General features: G+C 67.3%; 10 protein-coding genes. 6 read left to right on the forward strand and 4 right to left on the reverse strand.

Going from position 1 to position 18612, the window contains the following annotated elements; translation table 11 throughout:
- Positions 1-66 precede the first annotated feature (66 nt).
- The 4 genes from ROZ37_RS10640 to ROZ37_RS10655 form a co-directional block, all read right to left on the reverse strand.
- Entirely contained in the window at positions 67-1707 is a 1641-nt protein-coding gene (locus ROZ37_RS10640) for a methyl-accepting chemotaxis protein (RefSeq protein ID WP_312659324.1), read from the reverse strand.
- A gap of 203 nt (positions 1708-1910) precedes the next feature.
- Positions 1911-2510: a c-type cytochrome gene (locus ROZ37_RS10645; RefSeq protein ID WP_312659325.1), complete on the reverse strand. Its 600-nt coding sequence runs from the start codon at positions 2508-2510 to the stop codon at positions 1911-1913.
- The gene (locus ROZ37_RS10650; RefSeq protein WP_312659326.1) at positions 2507-3142 is read right to left on the reverse strand and encodes a response regulator transcription factor; all 636 of its coding nucleotides are present in this window, start codon (positions 3140-3142) and stop codon (positions 2507-2509) included. Before ROZ37_RS10650 ends, ROZ37_RS10645 begins: the two co-directional genes overlap by 4 nt.
- Complete coding sequence (locus tag ROZ37_RS10655) at positions 3117-5828, reverse strand: PAS domain S-box protein (RefSeq protein ID WP_312659327.1); 2712 nt, start codon at positions 5826-5828, stop codon at positions 3117-3119. Before ROZ37_RS10655 ends, ROZ37_RS10650 begins: the two co-directional genes overlap by 26 nt.
- Positions 5829-6070: 242 nt before the next feature.
- On the opposite strand from ROZ37_RS10655, the gene ROZ37_RS10660 reads away from it, so the two are divergent.
- From ROZ37_RS10660 to aceF (ROZ37_RS10685), 6 genes are all read left to right on the forward strand, one after another.
- Positions 6071-7249, forward strand: coding sequence for an ABC transporter substrate-binding protein (locus ROZ37_RS10660; protein WP_409449954.1), 1179 nt, complete (start codon positions 6071-6073; stop codon positions 7247-7249).
- A gap of 503 nt (positions 7250-7752) precedes the next feature.
- Positions 7753-10422, forward strand: a complete 2670-nt coding sequence (aceE, locus tag ROZ37_RS10665) for a pyruvate dehydrogenase (acetyl-transferring), homodimeric type (protein ID WP_312659329.1) — start codon at positions 7753-7755, stop codon at positions 10420-10422.
- A 21-nt stretch (positions 10423-10443) separates the two neighbouring features.
- Positions 10444-12168 (forward strand): dihydrolipoyllysine-residue acetyltransferase, encoded by a 1725-nt coding sequence (gene aceF / locus ROZ37_RS10670; RefSeq protein WP_312659330.1) that lies wholly within the window; start codon positions 10444-10446, stop codon positions 12166-12168.
- A 12-nt stretch (positions 12169-12180) separates the two neighbouring features.
- A complete protein-coding gene (gene lpdA / locus ROZ37_RS10675; RefSeq protein ID WP_312659331.1) occupies positions 12181-13992 on the forward strand; it encodes a dihydrolipoyl dehydrogenase in 1812 nt (603 codons plus the stop codon).
- A 145-nt stretch (positions 13993-14137) separates the two neighbouring features.
- Positions 14138-16828, forward strand: coding sequence for a pyruvate dehydrogenase (acetyl-transferring), homodimeric type (gene aceE / locus ROZ37_RS10680; protein ID WP_312659332.1), 2691 nt, complete (start codon positions 14138-14140; stop codon positions 16826-16828).
- 103 nt (positions 16829-16931) lie between these two features.
- Positions 16932-18362 (forward strand): dihydrolipoyllysine-residue acetyltransferase, encoded by a 1431-nt coding sequence (aceF, locus tag ROZ37_RS10685; protein WP_312659471.1) that lies wholly within the window; start codon positions 16932-16934, stop codon positions 18360-18362.
- Positions 18363-18612 lie beyond the last annotated feature (250 nt).

An 18612-nucleotide genomic window follows, 5' to 3' on the forward strand; every position in this document is an offset into this window, starting at 1 on the left:
GCATGGCACGGCGGAGCCAGCTTCGCGCAGCGTGTGTCCGCGCGAACAGGCCCGCGGCCTCCGACGTCAACCGACGCGGAAGCCCGCCGTCAGCGCTTCCAGCGCCTCGGCGCTGTGCTTGAGCTTTTCGCTGGACTCGGCGCTGCTGCGGATCTCGTCGCTGCTGCGCTCGGCCATTTCGGCGACCTCCTGCATGTTCGTCGCCACGCTGTTGCTCGCCGATGAAAGCTCCTTCATCGACATCACGACTTCTTCGAGGCGGACCAGCGTGTCGCGCGCGCCTTCGCGGATTTCGCGCAGCGCATCGGCCGCCTGCTTCGACAGATGCGCGCCCGAATCGACCTTCGGCACGATCTGCTCGATGCTCGCGACCGCGCTTTCAGTCTCGGCCTTCACCGACACGATGACCTGCGAAATCTGCGCGGTCGCCGCGCCGGTGCGTTCGGCGAGCTTGCGAACCTCGTCGGCGACAACCGCGAATCCCCTGCCCTGCTCCCCGGCACGCGCCGCCTCGATCGCGGCGTTGAGCGCGAGGAGATTCGTCTGGTCCGAGATTTCCCGGATCACGTCGGCGATCTCGCCGATTTCGCCGGAGCGATCGCGCAGGATCTGGATCTGCTTCGCCGCGCGCGTCACGGTATCGGAAATCTGCGCGATCCCGTCCGACGCTTCGCGCGCCAGATCCTCGCCGCGTTGCGCGATGTCCACCGTGCGCTGTGAGTTGCCGCGCGCCTCGTCGGTGTTCTCAGACACGTGCACGATACTGACGGCCATCTGCTCGAGGGCCGCCGCGGTGCTGCCGGCGACTTCGGTCTGGCGCATCGAGGCGCCGTGGATCGAGCGCCCGGCTTCGGCCGCTTCGCGGACCGCGTCGGTCACGTCATGCGCGTTGTCGCGCACACGGCGAATGACCTCCGCAAGACGCGACTGCATCTGCTCCATCGCGTAGGTGACGCTGCGCGTGTCGCCCGTCAAAACCTTCACTTGCGAGGTGAGGTCGCGCTCGGCGATCTGGCCGGCGACGCGCTGCAGGTCGGACGGCTCGCCGCCGAGCTGGCGCAGGATGCCACGGCTGATGCGCCACGACAGCAGAACCACCAGCGCGATCGAGATCGCGCCGAGCAGAAGCGTATTCCTCGTGTTGTGCCAGAACGTGTCATCGACATCGTTCACATACACGCCGGTGCCGATCACCCAGTTCCACGGCGCAAACGCTTTCACGTACGAGATTTTCGGCTGCGGCTCGGCCGAGCCGGGCTTCGGCCACATGTAATCGACGAAACCGGCGCCGGCGCCGCGGGCGACTGTCGCGAATTCGACGAACAGGTGCTTGCCGTTCGGATCCGCGACATCGCTCATGTCCTTGCCGTCGAGTTCCGGGCGGATCGGGTGCATCACGGTGCGCGGATGGGTATCGGTAACGAAGAAATATTCCCCGTCGCCGTACCGCAACACTCGTACGGCGGCCAGCGCGGCCGCTTGGGCGTCCTCACGCGACAGCTCGTTGGCCAACTCACGGGCGTGGAAGTGCTGCAGCACGCCGTGTGCGGATTCGAGCGCATTCCGCACGCTCGTCTTGCGCTCTTCGAGCATCACGTCGCCGAGGGAACTGACGGCGCGCCACAGCACGAGAACGAACAGGCCGAAGGCGATCACGACGATGAGGCGCAAGCGCGCGCCGACGCTCAGCTGGTACAGGTTAAGCAACGGAGTCTCCCGGATTCTTATGACAGGAACGCTTGCGCGTCGGTGCATGTACGGCCGCGAACCGGGAAACTTGAGCGACAGTGGCTGGATCGACGGCGGAAAATCGCGGTGTGCGTGGCCAGCTCGCCGTCGGACCGCGGGAAAACCACGGCAACGAGGCTGCCCGGGATGCGAACGCCGCTCGGCGCAGCGTCGTGCGACCCTTATTTCATGCCGCTGAGAAACTGCGCGACGGCGACGATCCCGGCGTCGGAAACGTTCTCGATCACGGTATGCATCACCATGTCCGGGGCGACGCGGGACTGGTCCCGGAACGCATGCAACTGCGCGACGAGGTATTTCGCGTGCTGCCCGGCGAGCCGCGGCAGGTACATCGCGCCCCGACCCTCGGGCCCGTGGCAGGTGATGCAGGCGGTGACGCCGTTTTCCGGGTCGCCCGAAAAATAGAGCGCCATGCCGATCGCCGCCTCCCCGCGTGCCGCGACCGGCTCCGGACCGATCTCCTTCGCGCTTAAATACAGCGCCAGGGCCCGCATCTCGCCGCCCGTCAGGTGCGCGACCTCCTGCTGCATCGGGTCGCTCGTGCGCACGCCGGTCTTGAAGTTCGCGAGCTGTCGCGTGAGATAGTCGGCGTTCTGGCCCGCGAGTTTCGGGAAGTCGGGATTGCTGCTGCGGCCCTCGGGTCCATGGCACTTGCAGCAGCGCTCGGCGACGATCTGCTCGGGCGCCCGGTCTGTCGCGCCGACTCCCGACGAGAACGCCGCGACGAGGATCGCGGCGGCGACGCTCTTCTGCGGCCTCAATGCAATGCCCCCGGCTCCGCGGCGATCACCTGCTGCACGAGCTCGGCCAGCGAGTTCGCGCCCATCTTTTCCATCACGCGCGCGCGGTGCACCTCGACGGTCTTGATGCTGATGCCGAGCACGTCGGCAATCTGCTTGTTGAGCTTGCCGCCGATGATGAGGTCGAGCACTTCGCGCTCGCGATGCGTGAGGTGCGCGAGGCGCCGCGTGACTTCCGCCTCGAGCTGGCGCTTGCCGCGGCTTTCACGCTCGGCGGCGAGACACTGCTCGATCAGCGTCAGCATGTCGCGGTCGCCGAAAGGCTTTTCGATGAAATCGACCGCGCCCTTCTTCACCGCGGACACCGCCATCGGCACGTCGCCGTGGCCGGTGATGAAGATCACCGGGAGCGGCGAGCGACGAGCTTTCAACTCCTCGAACAGTTCGAGGCCGCTCATGCCGGGCATGCGGACGTCGAGCACGAGACAGCCGGTCAGCGAAGCGTCGTAGAAATCGAGAAAGGACTCGGCCGATTCGTACGATGCGACAGCGTATCCGTTAGATTCGAGCAGCCAGACGAGCGAGTCGCGCAAGGCCTCGTCGTCATCGACGATATAGATCTTCTGGTCAGGCACTCCGGGCGACCCGCTCACTCGCAAACTCCGTCGGCAGCGTAAAGGAGAAGATGGTACCGCCTTCCGGGTTCGCATCCACGATCAATCTACCGTCATGAAATTCGATGATCGAACGGCAGATGTTGAGCCCCATTCCCATGCCTTCGGTCTTGGTCGTGTAGAACGGCGTGAAGAGGCGCGCGCGCTCCTCGTCGCCGATGCCGTGCCCGCGGTCGATGACCGACACTTCGACGGCCCGCGGGCCGAGCGCGCGGGCGCGCACCTCGAGCACACGCTCGGTCGACGGCATGCCGGACATGGCTTCGATGCCGTTCTTGACGAGGTTCAGCAAGACCTGCTCGATCATGATGCGGTCGGCGAAGACCGCAGGCAGATCGGTCTCGACCTCGGAAACGATGCGCGTGCTCATCCGCCGCGCGTCGATTTCGGCGAAGCCGATCGCGTCGTCGAGCAGCTCGACGATCTGCACCGCGCTGCGCCGCGGCTCGCTCTTCTTCACGAACTCGCGCACCCGCCGGATAATCTTGCCGGCGCGCTCGGCCTGGAAGCTCGCCTTCTGCATCGCCGCGAGGATGTCCTCGTTGCGGAAGCTGCCCGACTGGATGCGCGTCACCGAACCCATGCAGTAATTCGCGATCGCCGACAGCGGCTGGTTGAGCTCGTGCGCGAGCGTCGAGGCCATTTCGCCCATCGTGATCAGGCGCGACGTGCGCTGCAGCCGCTCGGCCTGCTGACGAGAAATTTCCGCCATCTGCTTGCGTTCGGTGATGTCGGTCGCAATCCCCATCCGCACGACTCGCCCGTCGACCCAGCGCGTCGCGCGTTCGCGGACGTGGTACCAGCGCCCCGACAGCGGATGCTGCAGCTCGCCGTCGAAAAGCTCGCGCGGCAAGTCGGCCGCGGTCAGCCCGCGCGGGTCGACGCCGTAGTCGCTGCGCTCGGGCTGCGGGACGGAGACGCCGCGCACGGTGCGTCCGACGGCGTCAAAGCCGTGGATGTTCTTGAACGCGCGGTTCGCGAACAGGATCTCGTCGGTGCCGGCGTCGGCGACGAACACCGCGGCTTCGAGCCCGTCGAGCACCGCGACGAAACGCTCGTGCGCGGCTTCGAGCGCCGCGCGGATGCGCTTCGGTTCGGTAATGTCGGTCACCGATGCCATCCAGCCGGTCTGCGTGCCGCTGCTGTCGATCAGCGGCGACAGGTAGAAGCGCGCGTCGATGCGGTCGCCGTTCTTGCGGCGGATGCGCATCTCGAATCCGGTCGGCGGCGCGCGCCCGAGCAGCGTCAGATCGAGGTTGTCGCTGCACGTTTTCGCGTCTTCCACCGGCCAGTACGGGAACGGCCGGCGCGCGCCGATCAGCTCGTCCTGATCGAATCCGACCATGCGGCAGAACGCCGCATTCACGTACGTGATGCGCCCTTCGAGATCGATCGCGCGCATTCCGGTGAGGACCGACTCCTCCATCGCCTTGCGGAACGTGGATTCGGCCCGCAGCGCGTCTTCGCCGGCCTTGCGCCCGGTGATGTCGTGCGCGACCGCGTAGACGAGCTTCTCCTCGCGCACCGGGTTGATGCTCCACGCGAGCCATTTGAACGACCCGTCCTCGCAGCGGCAGCGGTTTTCGAAGCTCGCGGGTTCGCCGCCGGCGAGGCGCCGCATCTGCGTCACCGTCTCGGCGACGTCGTCGGGATGGACGAGGTCGAGCAGGGCGCGCCCCGGGAGGTCGTCCGGCCGGTAGCCCAGGATGCGTTCGAACGCCGGGTTTGCGCGGCGGAACGCGCCGTCGAGACCGAGGATGCACAGCAGGTCGAGCGACAGGTTGAACAGCCGGTCGCGCTCCTTCTCGACCTGCACGCGGCGCTGCACATGGGCGCGCAGCAGCCACAGCGTCCACAACACGAGCACCGACAGGCCGACGATCATCATCGTCGGCAACGCCTGCGACAGCGGCGTCGCGGTCCGGAACGCGACCGCACGCAGCCGCAGCCCGTTGCCCGGCGGGTCGAGCGGAATTTCGTACGACACGCTCTCGTCGAGGTCGCGGACGCTGGAATTGACCGCGAGGCTCTCGCCCTTGCCGCTGATCAGCGCGAGCCGGTATTTCTCGGCGAACCAGCTCGGCACGAGGTGGCGAACGATACGGTCGATCGAATAGACGCCGACGACCGCGCCGAGGAATTCGCGGCCCCGCCGCACCGGCACATAGACCTCGACGACGACCGTGCCGCGCGGGTTCGCATAGGCCTCCGCGTAGGTCGGCCGTCCGAGGTCGCGGGCGTGATGGAACGCGGTGGTCTGCAGGCCGGTGAGCGGGTCGCCGACCAGCCAGTCGATCGTGTCGAACGGCGCCGACCAGCGCACCGCTTCTTCCGGGCCGACCCAGACGACATTGACGAGCTCGCCGTTGTTCGCGATGTGCTGATTCGCCCGCAGCTGGAACCCATCCGCGTCGAGCGCTTCCGCTGCGAGGTCGCGCGCGAGCTGGCCGAGAAACTCCTCGGTGCCCTGCATGTGGACCCGCATCGTCTGCTCGGCCCATTGCACGTCACGCGCGACCGCGTTGCGCTGGCTGTCGGCTTCGCGGTCCTGCAGCAGCCAGACGACCGCGAGCATCGTCAGCGCGAAGATCCCCACGGCGAGGTACGGAGCCCTCCAATACCACTGGATCTGGGCGATGCTGGCGGCGTCGTGATTTCGGTTCATGGGGGCGGGCGCAGTGCGATTGCGGAGCAGGGCCGCAGGAGAAAGGCTCCGACGCGCCTGGGAATTGCCGGGCATTCTTGCCGCACCCGGCGCCGGACGGAATCCGGTTTTTCCCTAGCACGCGGAGGGTTGCTTGCGGCTCGGCATGACATCCTGCTCCGCCCGCGGGTTTTCGCCAATTCTGCGTGCGCGCACCCCCCGGTAGATTTGCGGCTGGTTTTTCGTCATCGGGTGTCTGCCGGGTGCTGCGACTCCTTCTTGCGCTCTTCTGCCTCACCGTCCTCACCGCCCAGGCACAGGATCCGGTGAGAATCGGCGTTTCCGGCCCGTTCACCGGCGGATCGAGCCCGATGGGCATCTCGATGCGCGAAGGCATCCGCATCGCCGCGGCGAGGATCAACGCCGAAGGCGGCGTGCTCGGGCGGCCGATCGTGCTCGTCGAACGCGACGACGAGGCAAGCAACGAGCGCGGCGCGCAGGTCGCGCAGGCGCTGATCGACAAGGAGCACGTCGTCGCCAGCGTCGGCATCGTCAACACCGGCGTGGCGCTCGCGAGCCAGCGCTTCTACCAGCACGCGCGCATCCCGGTCATCACGTCGGTCGCGACCGGTTCGCTGATCACGAAGCAATTCGTCCCCCCTCGATATCCCGACAACTTCGTGTTTCGGATCTCGGCCAACGACACGCTGCAGGCGGCGATGATCGTCGTCGAGGCGGTCGACCGCCGCGGGTTCAAGCGCGTCGCCATCTTTCACGACGCGACGAACTACGGCCAGCTGGGGCGCGAAGACCTCGAACGCGCGCTCATCGCGCACGACATCCGGCCCGTCGCCGTCGAACGCTTCGAGCTGCGCGAAGCGGACATGACCGCACAGCTTCGCCGGGCGCGGGACGCCGGCGCCCAAGCGGTCCTCACCTACGGCATCGGCCCCGAGCTCGCGCAGATCGCCAACGGCATGGCCCGGCTGAACTGGCGCGTGCCGCTGATCGGGAGCTGGACGCTCGCGATGTCGAATTTCATCGACAATGCCGGGCCGAACGCGGAAGGCGCGCGTATGCCACAGACCTTCATCGCCGAGCCGACCAGCGCGCGACGACGAGATTTTCTCGACGCGTGGAAAAAATCCAGCGGCAGCGCACGTATTCCGGTGCCCCCGGCGGCGGCTCAAGGGTATGATTCCGTGCTTCTTCTTGCAGCGGCGATGCGGCAGGCCGGCAGCACCGATGGCGACCGGATCCGCGAGGCGCTGGAAGACCTGCGAGTAAATGTGGACGGCGTGATCATGACGTACGACCGCCCGTTCTCGAAGGACAACCACGAGGCGATCACCGACGCCGGCGACATCTTCATCGGCGAGGTACGGGACGGACAGGTCGTGTTCGCCTACGACGAGGATCGTCGCCGCGCGATCCGGCCATAGGTCGCGTTCCGGGTTTTGCTCATCGGCCGGGGGATCTCTCCCTCCCTCCCTCTCCCCCGGCCGATTTTTTTCCTTCTGTAACGCTTTTCCGGCTACGCCGCCGTTCGCGCCTTCGCCGGCATTCTTTCCTCAAAAAAACCGTCATACGTTCCCGGCATCGACACGGAAGGACGGGCGTCGCCATTCGTTCTCCTTTGCTTCACCCCGCCGGGGCGCGGGGATAGGACCCGCCTGCCACGGGCGTTTCCGACCTCCGACAACCCGGCTCTGCTGCCGCTTGTCGACGGCATCGACACCGCTCGACAGCCCGGATTTGCGGCGCGCGCGGGGTGCCTTCCTGCTCCGGAAGCGTTCCGGTCGCCGTCCCGTTAAATTGCGCATCACGAAACATCGTTTTAGAATGTGAAAGGCGCCGGCAGCTATCCCTGCTTGCGTCCAGAATTCAGACTCGACCGCTTCGCAAACAGCGAAATCCGACAAGCTCACCGCAAGAGGAGACGCGCATGGCCGCTACACCCAATGTGATCCTGCAAGCCGACCAGGACAGCCAGGAAACCCAGGAATGGCTCGACGCCCTTGAAGGGGTCATCGCCAGCGAAGGCCCCGAACGGGCCCATTTCCTGATCGAGAAAATGATCGAAGCAGGCCGTGCGGAAGGCATCGACATCCCCTACTCCGCGACGACGCAGTACATCAACACGATCCCCGCCGGGCAGCAGCCGAAGTACCCGGGCAACCCGGACATGGAGATCAAGCTGCACTCCTACATCCGCTGGAACGCGATGGCGATGGTCGTGCGTGCGAACAAGCACACCAACGTCGGCGGCCACATCGCGTCGTTCGCATCCGCGGCGGCGCTCTACGACGTCGGCTTCTCGCATTTCTGGCGTGCGCCGACCAAGGAGCACGGCGGCGACCTGATCTTCTTCCAGGGCCATTCGGTGCCGGGCGTCTATGCGCGCGCGTTCATGCTCGGGCGGCTCACTGAAGAGCAGATGGACAACTTCCGTCAGGAAGTCGACGGGCACGGCATCTCGTCGTATCCGCACCCGTGGCTGATGCCGGACTTCTGGCAGTTCCCGACGGTGTCGATGGGCCTCGGGCCGCTGTGCGCGATCTACGCGGCGCGCTTCATGAAGTACATGGATTCGCGCGGCATGATCGAGGCGAAGGACCGCAAGGTATGGGCCTTCCTCGGCGACGGCGAGACCGACGAGGTCGAGTCGCTCGGCGCGATCGGCATGGCCGCGCGCGAGAAGCTCGACAACCTGATCTTCGTCATCAACTGCAACCTGCAGCGTCTCGACGGGCCGGTGCGCGGCAACGGCAAGATCATCCAGGAACTCGAAGCCGAATTCCGCGGCGCCGGCTGGAACGTCATCAAGGTCATCTGGGGCACGCACTGGGATTCGCTCCTTGCGCGCGACACGAAGGGCCTGCTGAAGAAGCGGATGATGGAAGCGGTCGACGGCGAATATCAGACCTTCAAGGCGAAGAACGGCGCGTATGTGCGCGAGCACTTCTTCAACACGCCCGAACTGAAGGAGATGGTCGCCGACTGGACCGACGACGAGATCTGGCGCCTGAACCGCGGCGGCCACGACCTCTTCAAGATCTTCTCCGCGTACAAGGCGGCGAGCGAGCACAAGGGCCAGCCGACGCTGATCCTCGCGAAGACGATCAAGGGCTTCGGCATGGGCCAGGCCGGCGAAGCGATGAACATCTCGCACCAGCAGAAGAAGATGGACACCGAAGCGGTCCGCCGCTTCCGCGACCGCTTCGACCTGCCGGTGCCGGACGACAAGCTCGCCGACGTGCCGTACGTGCGCTTCGCCGAGGATTCGCCCGAGCACAAGTACATGATGGAGCATCGCATGGCGCTCGGCGGCTTCTTGCCGGCGCGCCGGCGCAAGGCGGACCCGCTGCCGGTGCCGGGCCTCGAGACGTTCGCCGCGCTGCTGAAGGCGTCCGGCGAAGGCCGCGAGCTGTCGACGACGATGGCGCTGGTGCGCATCATGAACACGCTGATGAAGGACAAGCAGCTCGGCCGCCACGTCGTGCCGATCGTCCCGGACGAGTCGCGCACCTTCGGCATGGAAGGCATGTTCCGCCAGTACGGCATCTGGAACCAGCAGGGCCAGAACTACGTGCCGGAAGACCATGACCAGCTGATGTTCTACAAGGAATCGAAGACCGGCCAGGTGTTGCAGGAAGGCATCAACGAGGCGGGCGCGATGGCCGACTGGATCGCCGCCGGCACCGCCTACTCGGTGCATGGCGTGCAGATGATGCCGTTCTACATCTTCTATTCGATGTTCGGCCTGCAGCGCACGATGGACCTGTGCTGGGCGGCGGGCGACCAGAGGACGCGCGGCTTCCTGATCGGCGGCACCGCCGGGCGCACGACGCTGAACGGCGAAGGCCTGCAGCACGAGGACGGCCACAGCCTGCTGCTGGCGAACATGATCCCGAACTGCGTCAGCTACGACCCGACCTTCCAGTATGAAGTCGCGGTGATCGTACAGGACGGCATGCGCCGGATGTTCGCCGAGCAGCAGGACGTCTATTACTACGTCACGGTGATGAACGAGAACTACGAGCATCCCGAGATGCCCGCCGGCGCCGAGCACGACATCATCAAGGGGATGTACGCGTTCCGCAAAGGCGGAGAAGGCAAGCTGCGCGTGCAGCTGCTCGGCTCCGGCACGATCTTCCGCGAAGTCATCGCCGCGGCCGACCTGCTGAAGAACGACTGGGGCGTCGAAGCCGACATCTGGGGTTGCCCGAGCTTCAATGAGCTCGCGCGCGACGGCCAGGACGCCGATCGCTTCAACATGCTGCATCCGGTGGAAGCGCCGCGCCTGTCCCACGTCGAGAAATGCCTCGAGGACACCGCCGGCCCGGTCGTCGCCGCGACCGACTACATCAGGATGTTCGCCGAGCAGATCCGTCCGTTCGTCAAGCGCACCTACGTCACCCTCGGCACCGATGGTTTCGGTCGTTCGGACACGCGCGAGAAGCTGCGCCACTTCTTCGAGGTCGACCGTCGCTGGGTCACGGTCGCCGCGCTGAAGGCGCTCGCCGATGACGGCCTGATCGAGCGCGACAAGGTCGCCGCCGCGCTGCTGAAGTACCAGCTCGATCCGAACAAGCCGAACCCGATGACCGTCTGAGCGCCGCAGGGAGACAACAACATGAGCCAACTCATCGAAGTGAAAGTCCCGGACATCGGCGATTACGCCGATGTGCCGGTCATCGAACTGTTCGTCAAGGTCGGCGACACGATCGCCGTCGACGACGCGATCGCGACGCTCGAATCCGACAAGGCGACGATGGACGTGCCGTCGTCGGCCGCCGGCGTCGTCCGCGAAGTGCTGATCAAGGTCGGCGACAAGGTTGCCGAAGGCACGGTGCTGATCAAGGTCGAAGCCGCCGCCGCGGCCCAAGCTCCCGCGAGCGCCGCTGCACAGTCGACGCCCGCGGCGTCGGCAGCCGCGTTCGAACAATCGAAGGCGGACGCGCCCGCTGCGACGCCGGTAGCGGCCCCTGCCCCTGCCGCAGCAGCGGGTGGCGGCGGGAACGTCGAAGTGAAGGTCCCGGACATCGGCGACTTCTCGGACGTCCCGGTCATCGAACTCTTCGTGAAGCCGGGGGACACGATCAAGGTCGACGATGCGATCGCGACGCTCGAATCCGACAAGGCGACGATGGATGTGCCGTCGTCGGCCGCCGGCATCGTCAAGGAAGTGCTGGTCAAGGTCGGCGACCGCGTCGGCGAAGGCTCGGTGCTGCTCGTCGTCGAAACGACCGGCGGCGCTCCCGCTGCGGCGCCCGTCCCGACCCCGGCGCCCGCCCCCGCTCCCGCGGCTGCGAAGATCGCCGCGGCAGACGCAACCCCGGCCGATTCGCCCGCCGCGTTCGAGCAGTCGAAACTGTCCGCTCCCGCGTCGGCCCTGGCGGCGGGCGCGCCCTCCGGCGTCACGCTCGGCGGCAAGGTGCACGCCAGCCCGTCGGTGCGCGCCTATGCGCGCGAACTCGGCGTCGACCTCACGCAGGTCCGCGCGACCGGGCCGAAGGGGCGCATCGTCAGGGAAGACGTCACAGCGTTCGTCAAGAGCGCAATGCAGACCGGCGTCGTCCCGGGCAAGGCCGCGGCGGCCGGCGCGGGCGTGAGCCTCGGCGGCGGGCTCGATCTCTTGCCGTGGCCGAAGGTCGATTTCTCGAAGTTCGGCGAGATCGAGACCAAGCCGCTGTCGCGCATCAAGAAGATCTCGGCGCAGAACCTCTCGCGCAACTGGGTGATGATCCCGGCGGTGACCTATCACGAGGACGCCGACATCACCGATCTCGAAGCCTTCCGTGTCGCGGTGAACAAGGAAAACGAGAAGTCCGGCAAGAAGCTGACGATGCTCGCCTTCATCATCAAGGCATCGGTGCGCGCGCTGCAGGAGTTCCCGGAGTTCAACTCCTCGCTCGACGGCGACAATCTCGTCCTGAAGAAATACTTCAACATCGGCTTCGCGGCCGACACGCCGAACGGCCTCGTCGTGCCGGTCGTGAAGAACGCCGACAAGAAGAGCGTGTTCGACATCGCAGCCGAAACCGCCGAGCTCGCGAAGAAGGCGCGCGACGGCAAGCTCGGCCCGGCCGACATGTCGGGTGCGTGCTTCACGATCTCGTCGCTCGGCGGCATCGGCGGCACCTACTTCGCGCCGATCGTAAACGCTCCCGAAGTCGCGATCCTCGGCGTCAACAAGTCGGCCATGAAGCCGGTGTGGGACGGCAAGCAATTCGCGCCGCGCCTGACGCTGCCGATGTCGCTGACCGCCGACCACCGCGTGATCGACGGCGCGCTCGCGACGCGCTTCAACGTCTATCTCGCGCAACTCCTGGCGGACTTCCGCCGGGTGATGCTGTAAGGAGGCCGCGACATGAGCCAAATCGTTGAAGTGAAAGTGCCCGACATCGGCGATTTCTCCGACGTGCCGGTGATCGAGCTGTTCGTGAAGGCGGGCGATTCGATCCAGGTCGACGAGTCGATCTGCACGCTCGAATCCGACAAGGCGACGATGGACGTGCCGTCGTCGGCGGCGGGTGTGATCAAGGAGGTGCTGGTCAAGGTCGGCGACCGCGTCGGCGAAGGCGCGGTGCTGCTGAAGGTCGAGGCCGAAGGCGCCGGGGCAGCACCCGCGGGTGCCGGTGAAGCGAAGGCCGTTCCGGCCGCTGCCGCGCCTGCGCCTTCGGCCGCTCCGGCTCCAACTGCCGCGAAGCACGCGGGCGGCGCCGACATCGAGTGCGACATGCTCGTGCTCGGCGCCGGCCCCGGCGGCTACTCGGCGGCGTTTCGCGCGGCCGACCTCGGCCTGAAGACCGTCATCGTCGAGCGCTATGCGACGCTCGGCGGCGTGTGCCTCAACGTCGGCTGCATCCCGTCGAAGGCGCTGCTGCACGTCGCGGCCGTCATCGACGAAGCCGAGCACATGGCCGCGGCCGGCATCAAGTTCGCGAAGCCCGAAGTCGACATCGACGCGCTGCGCGCGCACAAGGACAAGGTCGTCGGCAAGCTGACGACCGGCCTCGCCGGCATGGCGAAGGGCCGCAAGGTCGAGGTCGTGCGCGGTTTCGGCACCTTCCTCGACCCGAACCATGTCGAGGTCGAGCTCACGACCGGCAGCGGCCAGGACAAGACCGGCGAGAAGAAGATCGTCAAGTTCCGTCAGTGCATCATCGCCGCCGGTTCGTCGGCGGTGCATCTGCCCTTCATCCCGCAGGACCCGCGCATCGTCGATTCGACCGGCGCGCTGGAACTTCGCTTCGTCCCTTCGAGGATGCTCGTCATCGGCGGCGGCATCATCGGCCTCGAGATGGCGACGGTGTACTCGACGCTCGGCACCCGCGTCGATGTCGTCGAGATGCTCGACCGCCTGATGCAGGGCCCGGACGCGGACGCGGTGAAGGTGTGGGAGAAGCAGAACGCGCACCGCTTCGACAACGTGATGCTGAAGACCAAGACCGTCGCGGTCGAGGCGAAGGACGATGGTCTGTGGGTCAAGTTCGAAGGTGAGAAAGTGCCCGCCGAACCGCAGCGCTACGACATGATCCTGCAGGCGGCCGGCCGCTCGCCCAACGGCAAGAAGATCGGCGCGGACCGCGCGGGCGTCGCCGTCAACGGCCGCAGCTTCATCGAGGTCGATGCGCAGATGCGCACGAACGTGCCGCACATCTTCGCGATCGGCGACGTCAATGGGAATCCGATGCTCGCGCACAAGGCGGTGCATGAGGCGCACGTCGCGGCCGAAGTCGCGGCGGGCGAGGCACAAGGCAAGTCGGAGCTTGCCCGGTCGGCCTTCGACGCGACGGTGATCCCGAGCGTCGCCTACACGCACCCGGAAGTCGCGTGGGTCGGCTACACCGAGGACCAGGCGAAGCAGGAAGGCCGCAAGGTCGAGACCGCGAAGTTCCCGTGGGCGGCTTCCGGCCGCGCGATCACGAACGGCGCCGACTACGGCTTCACGAAGCTCGTCTTCGACGCCGAGACGCATCGCGTCATCGGCGGCGCGATCGTCGGGCCGTCGGCCGGCGACATGATCGGCGAAGTGTGCCTGGCGATCGAGATGGGCGCCGACGCGGTCGACATCGGCAAGACGATCCACCCGCACCCGACGCTCGGCGAGACGATCGGCATGGCCGCCGAAGTCGCGCACGGCAGCTGCACCGACATCCCGCCGGTGCGGAAGAAGTGACAGCAGGCGAAAAGCGTCCGAGGACACCGTCCGCGGTGTCCTAGGGCATTCGAAGCGGCGTATCGCCCCGCCTACACTCGAATCACACCCGACGATGCGAACGGCTCGCGCGCAACCCGGGCCGTTTCCAATAGGAGTCTGCGCCATGACAACCAATCCGCCGCCCATGAACCTCAACTTCGCCCCCGACAACGACGCCGACGAAACCCGCGACTGGCTCGACAGCCTCTCGGAAGTCATCGAGCGCGACGGCCTCGGCCGCGCCGAATACCTCGTCGACCGCCTGATCGAGAGCGGTCGCCGCGCCGGCGGACGCTTCCATACGCGCCACACGACGCCGTACCGCAACACCATCCCGGTCGACGCGCAGCCGCAATACCCCGGCGACCTCGACCTGGAGACGCGCATCACCGCGATCCACCGCTGGAACTCGCTCGCGATGGTGTCGCGCGCGAACAAGGCGCATCCGGAGCTCGGCGGCCACATCGCGACCTACGCGTCGATCGCCGATCTCTTCGAAGTCGGCTTCCACCACTTCTTCCGCGCGCCGAGCGACGCGCACCCCGGCGACCTGATCTACTATCAGCCGCACGCGGCGCCCGGCGTGTATGCGCGCGCCTTCCTCGAAGGCCGGCTCGACGCCGACAAGCTCAACTACTTCCGCCGCGAAGTCTCGGGCGGCATCGGCCGCGGCCTGTCGTCCTACCCGCATCCGACGCTGATGCCGGACTTCTGGCAGTTTCCGACCGGCTCGATGGGGCTCGGCCTGCTGAGCGCGATCTACCAGGCGCGCTTCCAGCGCTACCAGCAGAATCGCGGCATCGCACCGCAGAGCGACCGCCGCGTGTGGTCCTTCGTCGGCGACGGCGAGATGGATGAGCCCGAATCGCTCGCCGGCATCTCGCTCGCCGCGCGCGAGCAGCTCGACAACCTCGTGCTGGTCGTGAACTGCAACCTGCAGCGCCTCGACGGCCCGGTGCGCGGCAACGGCAACATCGTGCAGGAGCTGGAGACGCTGTTCGCCGGCGCCGGCTGGAACGTCGTCAAGTGCCTGTGGGGCTCGAACTGGGACGTGCTGTTCGCGCGCGACCGCGACGGCTGGATCCTGAAGCGCATGGCCGAGGCGGTCGACGGCGAATTCCAGAAGCTCTCGGCGACCGACGGTCACTACAACCGCGAGCACTTCTTCTCGCGCTACCCGGAGCTCGCGGCGCTGGTCGCGAACATGTCCGACCACGACATCGACGCACTGCGCCGCGGCGGCCACGACCCGATCAAGATCTACGCGGCCTATGCCGCGGCGGTCGCGCACCGCGGCCAGCCGACCGTGATCCTCGCGCAGACGACGAAGGGCTACGGCATGGGCGCGTCCGGCCAGGGCACGAACAACGCGCACCAGACTAAGAAGCTCGCGCGCGACGACCTGCAGCGCTTCCGCGAACGCTTCGAGCTGCCGCTGACGGACACGGATCTCGAAGAGCTGAACTACTACCACCCCGGCGAGGACAGCCGCGAAGTGCGCTACCTCAAGGAACGCCGCGCCGCGCTCGGCGGCTTCGTCCCGGCGCGCCGCCGCGACGCGAAGCCGCTCACGCTCGCGCAGCCCGACATCTACGGCCCGTTCCACGGCGATTCGGGCGGCCGCGAGCTGTCGACGACGATGAGCTTCGTGCGCCTGCTCGGCAAGCTGATGGCCGACAAGGGGCTCGGCCGCCGCGTCGTGCCGGTCGTCGCCGACGAGGCGCGCACCTTCGGCATGCAGGCGATGTTCCGCCAGTTCGGCATCTACTCGCCGTGGGGCCAGCGCTACACGCCGCAGGACAGCGAGCAGCTCGCGTTCTATCGCGAGGACGTCAAGGGCCAGATCCTCGAGGAAGGCATCTCGGAAGCCGGCTCGATGGCGTCGTGGATCGCCGCCGGCACCGCGTACTCGCACAGCGACGAGCCGATGCTGCCGTTCTACATCTTCTACTCGATGTTCGGCTTCCAGCGCGTCGCCGACCTGATCTGGAACGCCGCTGACAGCCAGGCGCGCGGCTTCCTGCTCGGCGCGACCGCCGGGCGCACGACGCTGTCCGGCGAAGGCCTGCAGCACGAGGACGGCCAGAGCCACGTCTATGCCGCGACGATCCCGGCCTGCCGCGCCTACGACCCGGCCTTCGGCTACGAGGTCGCGGTGATCGTCGAGGACGGCGTGCGCCGGATGACGAGCGAGAACGAAAACGGCTTCTACTACATCACGCTGTACAACGAGAACTACGCGCATCCGGCGATGCCGGAAGGCGCCGAGGAAGGCATCCGCCGCGGCCTCTACCTGCTGCGCGCGAGCCCCCTCGACGGCAAGCCGCGCGTGCAGCTGATGGGTTGCGGCACGATCCTGCGCGAAGTGCTCGCCGCCGCCGAGCGGCTCGAGACCGAGTTCGGCGTCGCCGCCGACGTCTGGAGCGCGACGAGCTTCGGCGAACTGCGCAAGGACGGCCTCGCGTGCGACCGCTGGAACCTGCTGCATCCGACCGAAGCGCCCCGCGAGCCGTGGGTTGCGCAGCAGCTCGCGGGCCGCGGCCCGGTCGTCGCGGCGAGCGACTTCATGCGCTCGTACCCCGACCTGATCCGCAACTGGGTGCCCGCACGCTATACCGTGCTCGGCACCGACGGCTTCGGCCGCTCGGACACGCGCGTCGCGCTGCGCGACTTCTTCGAGGTCGACGCCCGCTACGTGACGCTCGCCGCGCTGCGCAGCCTCGTCGCCGAGGGCGCGTTGCCGCTGGCGACGCTCGACGGTATCGCGGCGCGTCTCGGCATCGACACCGAGAAGCCCAGCCCGCTCGCAATCTGAACCCGGCCCCCGCGGCGGCCGAGCTTCGCATCGCCGCGCCCCGAATCGAACAACCGGCAAGAAAATACCGTTCGCGCCGCGCTCGTCGAAGCCCGCCAGGGCTCTGCGACAAGCTCGGCGCGAACGGAGGCATTCGATTGCCGCCCGTACAAATGGTGAAGATATGACCCGACTGATAGACGTGACGGTGCCGGACATCGGCGACTACAAGGACGTGCCGGTGATCGAGCTGCTCGTGCAGCCCGGCGACAGTGTCGCGGCGGACGACCCGATCGTGACGCTCGAATCCGACAAGGCGACGATGGACGTTCCTGCGCCGGTCGCCGGCATCGTGCGCGAGCTGCTCGCGAAAGTCGGCGACCGCGTATCGCAAGGCAGCCTCGTGCTGAAGATCGAGGCCGTGGCCGGCGCGGCGGCAGCCGCCGATGCTGCGCCGGCCGAAGTCGCCTCGGCGGCTGCCGCGGCCGCTGCCGCGCCGGCTACTGCTGCCCCCGCTGCCGCGGTGGCCCCGGCGGCCGAAAAGCCCGCTGCCTCGGCACCGGCCCCGATCGCCGTGACCGTCGCTGCCCCGCCCCCCGCCCCGCCCCCCGCCGCGCTGCCGCCCGGCGCGAAGGCGCATGCGAGCCCGTCGGTGCGCGGCTACGCACGCGAGTTGGGCGTCGATCTCGCGCACGTAACCGCGAGCGACCGCAACGGGCGGATCACGCGCGAGGACATCACCGCGCACGTCAAGTCGGCGATGAGTTCGGGCAGCGTGCCCGGCAAGACGCCGGCGCCCGCCGCGTCCGGCGTCGGGCTCGACCTGCTGCCGTGGCCGAAGATCGATTTCGCGAAGTTTGGCCCGATCGAATCGCAGCCGCTGTCGCGCATCAAGAAGATCTCCGGCGCGAACCTCACGCGCAACGCGGTCGTGATCCCGCACGTGACGAACTTCGACGAGGCCGACATCACCGACCTCGAAGCCTTCCGCGTCGCGCTGAACAAGGAGAACGACAAGAGCGGCAGGAAGCTCACGATGCTCGCGTTCCTGATCAAGGCCTGCGTGTCGGCGCTGCGCAAGTTTCCCGAGTTCAACGCGAGCCTCGACGGCGAGAATCTCGTCCTCAAGAAGTACTTCCACATCGCGTTCGCCGCCGACACGCCGAACGGGCTCGTCGTCCCGGTGATCCGCGACGCGGACCGCAAGGGTCTCTTCGACATCGCGGCCGAGGCCGGCGAGCTGGCGAAGAAGGCGCGCGACGGCAAGCTCGGCCCGGCTGACATGAGCGGCGGCTGCTTCACGGTGTCGAGCCTCGGCGGCATCGGCGGCACGTCCTTCACGCCGATCATCAACGCGCCCGAAGTCGCGATCCTCGGCGTCACCCGCGCGCAGACGAAACCGGTGTGGGACGGCAAGCAGTTCGAGCCGCGGCTGATCCTGCCGCTGTGCCTGTCGTGGGACCACCGCGTCGTCGACGGCGTCCTCGCCGCGCGCTTCCTCGTGCATCTGCAAAGCCTGCTCGGGGACTTTCGCCGCATCAGCCTCGAAGGCTGAGCCTTCGCGGCGCGGGCCGGCGATCCGTGCAAGCGGACGCCGGCCCGCATTGCAGCATTTCCTCCCCCCCAATTCCCAACGGCCGAATGCACTGTGCTTTCAGCTCCGCCGACACCGCGCTCTGGCTGCATCGTTCTACTGGTTCTGCGGGACGCGGGCCGGCGATCGTGGTTGCGGACGCGGCTCGTGCCGCAGCCCTCCCTCAGTCTGTCGGACTGAGCGAAGCGATGTCCGACGTCCTGGGCGTCCA

This window comes from Aromatoleum sp. (genome assembly GCF_032027225.1).
GTDB lineage: Bacteria > Pseudomonadota > Gammaproteobacteria > Burkholderiales > Rhodocyclaceae > Aromatoleum.